Genomic DNA, 6863 nt, shown 5'->3' with positions numbered 1-6863 from the left:
ACGGCGCCACCGGCAAGGGCAATGACCAGGTCCGCTTCGAGCTCACCGCCTATGCCCTGAACCCCGACATCAAGGTCATCGCCCCCTGGCGCGAGTGGAGCTTCAAGAGCCGCACCGACCTGATCGAGTTCGCCGAGACACACCAGATCCCCGTCGCCAAGGACAAGCGCGGCGAGGCGCCCTTCTCGGTTGATGCGAACCTGCTGCACTCCTCCTCCGAGGGCAAGGTGCTGGAAGACCCCTGGCAGGAGCCGCCGCCTTACGTCTACCAGCGCACCATCGCGCCCGAGGATGCGCCCGACAAGGCGACCTACATCGAGATCGAGTTCCTGAAGGGCGACCCCATCGCCATCGACGGCAAGCAGATGTCGCCCGCAACCCTCTTCACCGAGCTCAATCGTCTGGGCCACGACAACGGCATCGGCCGCCTCGACCTCGTCGAGAACCGCTTCGTCGGCATGAAGTCGCGCGGCGTCTATGAAACGCCTGGCGGCACCATCCTCGCCGTCGCCCACCGCGCCATCGAAACCCTGACGCTCGACCGTGAGGCCGCGCATCTGAAGGACAGCTTCGTCTCCAAATATGCCGAGCTCGTCTATTACGGCTTCTGGTTCTCGCCGGAGCGCGAGATGCTGCAGGCGATGATCGACAAGTCCCAGGAGCATGTGGAGGGCACGGTGCGCCTTAAGCTCTACAAGGGCAATGTCATCGTGGTGGGCCGCAAGTCCCGCCAGTCGCTCTACAAGGATGCCCTTGTCACCTTCGAGGATGACCGCGGCGCCTATGACCAGAAGGACGCGGCAGGCTTCATCCGCCTCAATGCCCTGCGCCTGCGCACGCTGGCGGCCAGGAAGCGCAACACGTAAGGGAAGGCACGACATGTCCATCGCAGTCTTCGGCAGCATCAACATGGATGTGACGGCCTACATGCACCGCCTGCCGAAGCCGGGCGAAACGCTGCACGGCACGGAATACAAGCTTGGGCTGGGCGGCAAGGGCGCCAATCAGGCGGTGGCGGCGCGCAAGCTCGGCAGCGACGTTGCCTTCATCTGCCGCCTGGGGGCTGATGATTTCGCCAAGCCCGCCGAGCGCGAACTCGCCTCCTATGGCGTCGATCTGGCCCTCGTCCGCAAGGATGACGGCGGCGCCACCGGCATCGCCATCATCAATGTGGGCGAGGGCGGTGAGAACTACATTTCCCTGATCGGCGGCAGCAACCTGCGCGTTGATGCAACCGACGTGGCGCGCGCGCGACCCGCGCTGGAGAAGGCGAAGGTGCTGCTTCTCCAGCTCGAGGTGCCGCTCTCCGCCTCGCTGGAAGCAGCCGCCATCGTCCGGTCCCGTGGTGGCACCGTGATCCTCGATCCTGCCCCCGCGCCCGAAGGCGGCCTCGCCGAAGGGGTGCTGCAGGCGGTGGACATCATCACGCCCAATGAAACAGAAGCTGGGCTGATCCTCGGCTGGCAGCCGCAGTCCCCGGAGGAGGGCCTCAGGGCCGCGAAGGAACTGCGTGCGCGCGGCGTTGCGGCAGCGGTTGTCAAGCTCGGGGCCAAGGGCCTCGCCGTCGCAGGCCCGGGCCTTGAGGCCATCATCCCCGCCTTCAAGGTGACGCCCATCGATACGGTGGCGGCAGGCGACAGCTTCAACGGGGGCCTCGCCCATGCGCTGGAGACGGGAAAGCCCCTGGAGGCCGCCCTGCGCTTCGCCGCCGCCTGTGGCGCTCTCTCCACGACGAAAAAGGGCGCCTCCGCCGCAGCACCCACCAAGGCCGAGGTGGAAGCCTTCCTTCTCACAAGCTAAAGACGACGGGCCCTGAAGTGCATCCGCACGTGAAGGCGAACAGCAGCGCAAGCGTTCCGCAAGTGAATGCACCCGCTGGGTGCAAAGCCCTAATTCGGAATGCGCATCGTCAGCGTGCCGTCCACGACGATGTTGGCGCCGGACACGAAGCTCGCCCGGGCGCTTGACAGGAACACCACCACGTCGGCGATCTCCTCGGGCCGCGCCATGCGCTTCATCGGGTTCTCGTTGAGGTTTCTGGCAAAGCCTTCAGGGTCATTCAGTTTCACCCGGTCCCAGAAGCCGTCCTCGAAATAGGTGGTGCCGGGGGAGACGATATTGGCCCTGATGCCGCGCCCCGCCACATGACGGGCGAGCGACTTCATATAGAAGAACAGCGCCGCCTTCATCGTTCCGTAAGCGGATGATCCATAGCCGTAATCCTCCGAGCCTGAGATTGAGGATATGGCCACGATCGAGCCCGCGCCCGATGCTTCCAGAAACGGGATCGCCGCCTCACAGGCATTGCGCGTGTGCATCAAGTCGATCTCGAAGGCCTGGCGGAAGGCCTCCTCGCCCGAGCCGTCAGCAAGGGCCGAGGCATTGCACACCAGAATATCAAGCCCGCCGAGCGTTCTTGCTGCGTCCCTGATGAAGCCTTCGAGTGCGTCCTTGGCGCTCACGTCGAGTTCCGCGCCGAAGGCTGCGATTCCGGAAGCCTTCAGGTCTTTCACCGTGTCTGCAACGGCCCTCCCGTCGCGCGCACAGATCGCAACATCCGCACCCTCCGCCGCGAGGCCGAAGGCGATGGCGCGGCCGATGCCCTTGGTGCCGCCGGTGACCAGCGCGCGCTTTCCCTTGAGGCCCAGTTCCAACTCAGACCACCTTGATCGTAGCCGGGTCCCAGCCTTTGGGTTCCGGATATTGCGGGTTCATCTCCTCCAGCGTCTGGCGCACGATGCGCGCCACGGCGGCGTTCCGCACCCAGTTGCGGTCGGCGGGGATCACATGCCAGGGCGCATGCGGGGTTGAGCAGCGGGCCAGTGCCACCTCATAGGCCGCCATGTACTGGTCCCAGAGCTTCCTGTCGTCGAGGTCGCCGGGGTTGAATTTCCAGCGCTTCTCCGGCGTCTCGATGCGCTCCCTCAGGCGCTCGGCCTGTTCTTCCTTCGAGATGTGCAGCATGAACTTCAGGATCTTCGTGCCATTGTTGGACAGCATCTTCTCGAAGGCGTTGATCTCGTCATAGCGGCGCTCAATGGCGTCCGCGCTGGCATAGCCCTTCACCTTCACCACCAGCACGTCCTCGTAGTGAGAACGATTGAAGATGCCGATATAGCCCCGCGCCGGGCAGACCTTGTGCACCCGCCAGAGATAGTCCTGGGCCAGTTCGTCCGGCGAGGGCGCCCGGAAGGACGTCACCTTCACGCCGAGGGGTCCACAAGGGTTGAACACGGCGCGCACCGTTCCATCCTTGCCGGAGCAGTCGATGCCCTGCAGCACGACCAGCAGCGCGCGCTTGCCTTCCGCAAAGAGCCTGTCCTGCAAGGCGTCGATGGCGGCGGCGTCTTCCGCCAGCCTTGCCTTCGCTGTCTCCTTGTCAGCAAGCCCCGCCATGCCGCGCGGGTCGCGCCCGGCCAGTGCGAAGCTCTTGCCCGGCGGCACGATGCAATGATCTGAGAGTGTTCCGTTCTTGCCCACGGCGGTTCCTTCCCAATGCGAGTCCTGAACGGCATCCTGTCATGCAGGCAGTTAACAAGCCATCCTCGGACGAACACTTGATGGCGGGCCTGCGGTGCCTTATCCCTGTGAGCATCACTTCCTCTCTTCAGGATCCATGCAATCGTGACCGCATCGAACAAGGCCCAGATGGCCGCCGCCGCCTACCGCCTTCCCGCAATGGACATGGACTTCCTGCTCGCCGACACGACGCGCGGACTGCGTTTCCAGCTCGAATACCAGAAGGCGGAGGAACACCTGCGGAAGTGGGGTGTTGCCACCACGGTGATCGTCTTCGGCTCCGCCCGCGTGCAGGAGGATGATGCGCGGGGCTGGTACAATGCCGCGCGCGAATTCGCCCGCATCTGCTCGGAGGAGGGTGGTGCGAAGATCGAGAACAACGGCCCGCGCCAGAACGTCATCGCCACCGGCGGCGGCCCCGGCATCATGGAGGCAGCAAACCGCGGCGCGCATGACGCGGGCGCCCCCTCCATCGGCTTCAACATCACGCTGCCCATGGAGCAGGAGCCCAACGCCTATTCAACGCCCGACCTCACCTTCCGCTTCCATTATTTCGCCATGCGCAAGATGCACTTTGCCATTCGTGCCGCGGCGCTCGTGGTGTTTCCCGGCGGCTTCGGAACCATGGACGAGCTGTTCGAGATCCTGACATTGCGCCAGACCGGCAAGATGGACGACGAACTGCCCGTGGTGCTCTATGATTCCAAGTTCTGGAAGAGCCTCATCAACTTCCCGCAGTTCGCCGAGGCCGGCATGGTCAGCAAGGCCGACCTCGATCTCTTCGGTTATGCCGACAGCCCGCGCGAGGCGTGGGAATTACTTCTTAAGCGTGGCCTCAAGGTTCCGGGAGTCTGAACATGCCAGTCCGCCTCACCTTTCACGGCGCCGCCCGCACCGTCACCGGCTCCTGCTACCTGCTGGAGACGGAACAGGCGCGTGTCCTCATCGACTGCGGCATGTTCCAGGGTTCGAAGACCGAGCGTGAGCTGAACTACAGGCCCTTTCCCTTCGAGCCCTCGTCCTTGTCGGGCGTCCTGCTGACCCATGCCCACATCGACCACGCGGGCCTTCTGCCCAAGCTCGTGAAGCACGGCTTCAAGGGCCGCATCCATTGTACCGCCGCCACGGCTGATCTCTGCGGCATCATGCTGCCTGATTCTGGCAACATCCAGGAAATGGAAGTGGAGCAGCTGAACCGCCGCCGGGTGAAGCGCGGCGAGGAGGAGGTGGAGCCGATCTACACCCAGGAGGACGCGGTGGCCGCCCTCGCGCAGTTCGAGGGCCATGCCTTCGAGCAATGGATCTCGCCTGCGCCCGGTATCCGCGCGCGGTTCTGGAATGCCGGCCATCTCCTGGGCTCCGCCTCAATCGAGGTGGAGGTCGAGCAGTCCGGCCAGAAGCCGCTCAGGCTGCTGTTCTCGGGCGATCTCGGCCCGGACAACAAGATGCTGCATTTCGATCCGGAGGCGCCCACGAATTTCGATTTCGTCATCTGCGAATCGACCTATGGCGGCCGCGACCGCTTCGAGCGGAGCGAGGACGGCCGCCGTGAGATCCTCGCGCGCGAGGTCACGGCTGCAGCGAAAAAGAAGGGCGCACTGCTCATCCCCTCCTTCGCGGTGGAACGCACCCAGGAACTGGTCACCGACCTCGTGAAGCTGATGGACGAGGGCAAGGTGCCCGAGGCCAGCATTTTCATCGACAGCCCGCTCGCCTCCAAGGCCACGGCCATCTTCGTCCGCCATGCCGGGGAATTGCAGAACGGCAGCGATCTGACCCGCGCCTTCACCTCGCCCCATGTGCGCCTGACGGAAAGTGTGGAGGATTCCAAGGCGCTTGCGCGTTTCAGCGGCTTTCGCATCATCGTCTCCGCATCGGGCATGTGTGAGGCCGGCCGCATCCGCCATCACCTCAAGAACCATCTGTGGCAGCCTTCGACCACCGTCTTGCTGGCGGGCTTCCAGGCCGAGGGTTCGCTGGGCCGCATCCTCGAGGACGGCGCAAAGACCGTCACCATCATGGGCGAAACGGTCAGCGTGAAGGCCGCCATCCGCCGCATCGAGGATTACTCCGGTCACGCCGACGGCCCCGAGCTCGTGCAATGGGTGAAGGAGCGCCTGCCCGTCGGCCGCTCCGTCTTCCTGACCCACGGCGAAGAGGAGGGCCAGCACGCCCTCGCCGGGGATCTCGGCAGCCTTGGGCTGCCGCATGACTGCATCATTATCCCGAGCCTCGATTCCGTTTATGAGCTCTCGGGCGAAAGCTGCGCCTACCTGGCGGCGGATACAAAGCCGCGCATTGATCCGGCGATGGTCGCCCGCCTCGACAGCCACAATGATCTGGCCGATCTCGTCCTCGACATTCGCGACGCGGTGAACCGCGCGGGCGATGAGAAGGCGAAGGGCGTTATCCTGCGCCGGTTGCGCCGCGCCTTGAGCAGCGGCGAAACCGGTGGCGATGGAACACGCCGCCGCCCGCCCGTGTCGGGACCCTCGCGAAGAAGCCGCGGCTGGGAGGAGTGACAGAAAGCGTTTGGAACGTTCTGATTTCCATGAAATATTCGTTCCAATGTCAGATCCATCTTCTCCTCCGCGCGACGTCCCGGCGCTCAAGGCCCTGATCGCGGAACGTGCTGCAGCCCTGCCCAAGCGCCTGACGCAGATTGCGGCCTATGCGCTGGAGAACCCTGACGAGATTGCCTTCGGCACGGTCTCTTCCATTGCCGCCCAGGCCGAGGTCCAGCCCTCTGCGCTCGTGCGCTTCAGCCAGGCCATGGGCTACCAGGGGTTTTCGGACATGCAGGAGGTGTTCCGCTCCAGCTTGCGGGACCGCATCCTGAACTATGGCGAGCGCATTCAGAAGCTTCGTGACCACGCCGAGGAAGCATCGAAGCCCAATGTCATCCTGCAGGGCTTTTGTGACGCATCGGCGCGATCCATCGCCTCGCTTGGCGAGAAGCTGGCACCCGAGATCCTGGACCAGGCGGTGCAGCGGCTCGCATCGGCCCGCACGATCTATCTCCTGGGTATCCGGCGCTCCTATCCCGTCGCCTTCTACATGGCTTATGCCTTCGGAAAGCTCGGCGTTCGCGTCATCCTGGTTGATGCCGCAGGGGGCCTTGGCACCGAGCAGATGACCTTTGCTACGGCGGAGGACGCAGTGCTCGCCGTCACCTTTGCTCCCTATGCTCCGGAAACCATCCAGCTGGCGCGTGCGGCGGCTGCCCGGCAGGTTCCTGTGGTGGCCATCACCGACAGCCCCTTCTCCCCTCTCGCACAGATTGCAGAGCCCTGGATTGAAGTCAGCGAAGCAAATTTCGAGGGCTTCCGGTCCATGGCCGCCAC

7 protein-coding genes are annotated in these 6863 nt (G+C 64.4%); 5 read left to right on the top strand and 2 right to left on the bottom strand.

Translation table 11 applies throughout. The annotated features are described in order from the left end of the window. Positions 1-866: argininosuccinate synthase (locus ACILRA_RS17640; protein WP_395663374.1), on the top strand; the 866-nt coding region annotated here is incomplete at its 5' end. Positions 867-879: 13 nt separating this feature from the next. Then, positions 880-1800 (top strand): ribokinase, encoded by a 921-nt coding sequence (gene rbsK, locus ACILRA_RS17635; RefSeq protein ID WP_395663373.1) that lies wholly within the window; start codon positions 880-882, stop codon positions 1798-1800. Positions 1801-1889: 89 nt separating this feature from the next. Here rbsK and ACILRA_RS17630 read toward each other — a convergent pair whose 3' ends face one another. Both ACILRA_RS17630 and ACILRA_RS17625 read right to left on the bottom strand, forming a co-directional pair. Continuing rightward, on the bottom strand, positions 1890-2654 hold the full coding sequence (locus ACILRA_RS17630) for an SDR family NAD(P)-dependent oxidoreductase (protein ID WP_395663372.1): 765 nt from the start codon (positions 2652-2654) through the stop codon (positions 1890-1892). 1 nt (position 2655) lies between these two features. Continuing rightward, entirely contained in the window at positions 2656-3480 is an 825-nt protein-coding gene (locus tag ACILRA_RS17625) for a polyphosphate kinase 2 family protein (protein ID WP_395663371.1), read from the bottom strand. Positions 3481-3648: 168 nt separating this feature from the next. Between ACILRA_RS17625 and ACILRA_RS17620 the strand changes: the two genes are divergently transcribed. From ACILRA_RS17620 to ACILRA_RS17610, 3 genes are all read left to right on the top strand, one after another. Further along, positions 3649-4374 (top strand): LOG family protein, encoded by a 726-nt coding sequence (locus ACILRA_RS17620; RefSeq protein WP_395663375.1) that lies wholly within the window; start codon positions 3649-3651, stop codon positions 4372-4374. 2 nt (positions 4375-4376) lie between these two features. Next, positions 4377-6041 carry an MBL fold metallo-hydrolase gene (locus ACILRA_RS17615; RefSeq protein WP_395663370.1) on the top strand — a complete coding sequence of 555 codons (1665 nt, stop codon included), beginning with the start codon at positions 4377-4379 and terminating at the stop codon, positions 6039-6041. 46 nt (positions 6042-6087) lie between these two features. After that, on the top strand, positions 6088-6863 hold a 776-nt coding region (locus tag ACILRA_RS17610; protein ID WP_395663369.1), incomplete at its 3' end, for a MurR/RpiR family transcriptional regulator.

This window comes from Aestuariivirga sp. (genome assembly GCF_044239095.1).
Taxonomy (GTDB): domain Bacteria; phylum Pseudomonadota; class Alphaproteobacteria; order Rhizobiales; family Aestuariivirgaceae; genus Aestuariivirga.
This window is presented reverse-complemented; position numbering and strand designations above follow the sequence as displayed.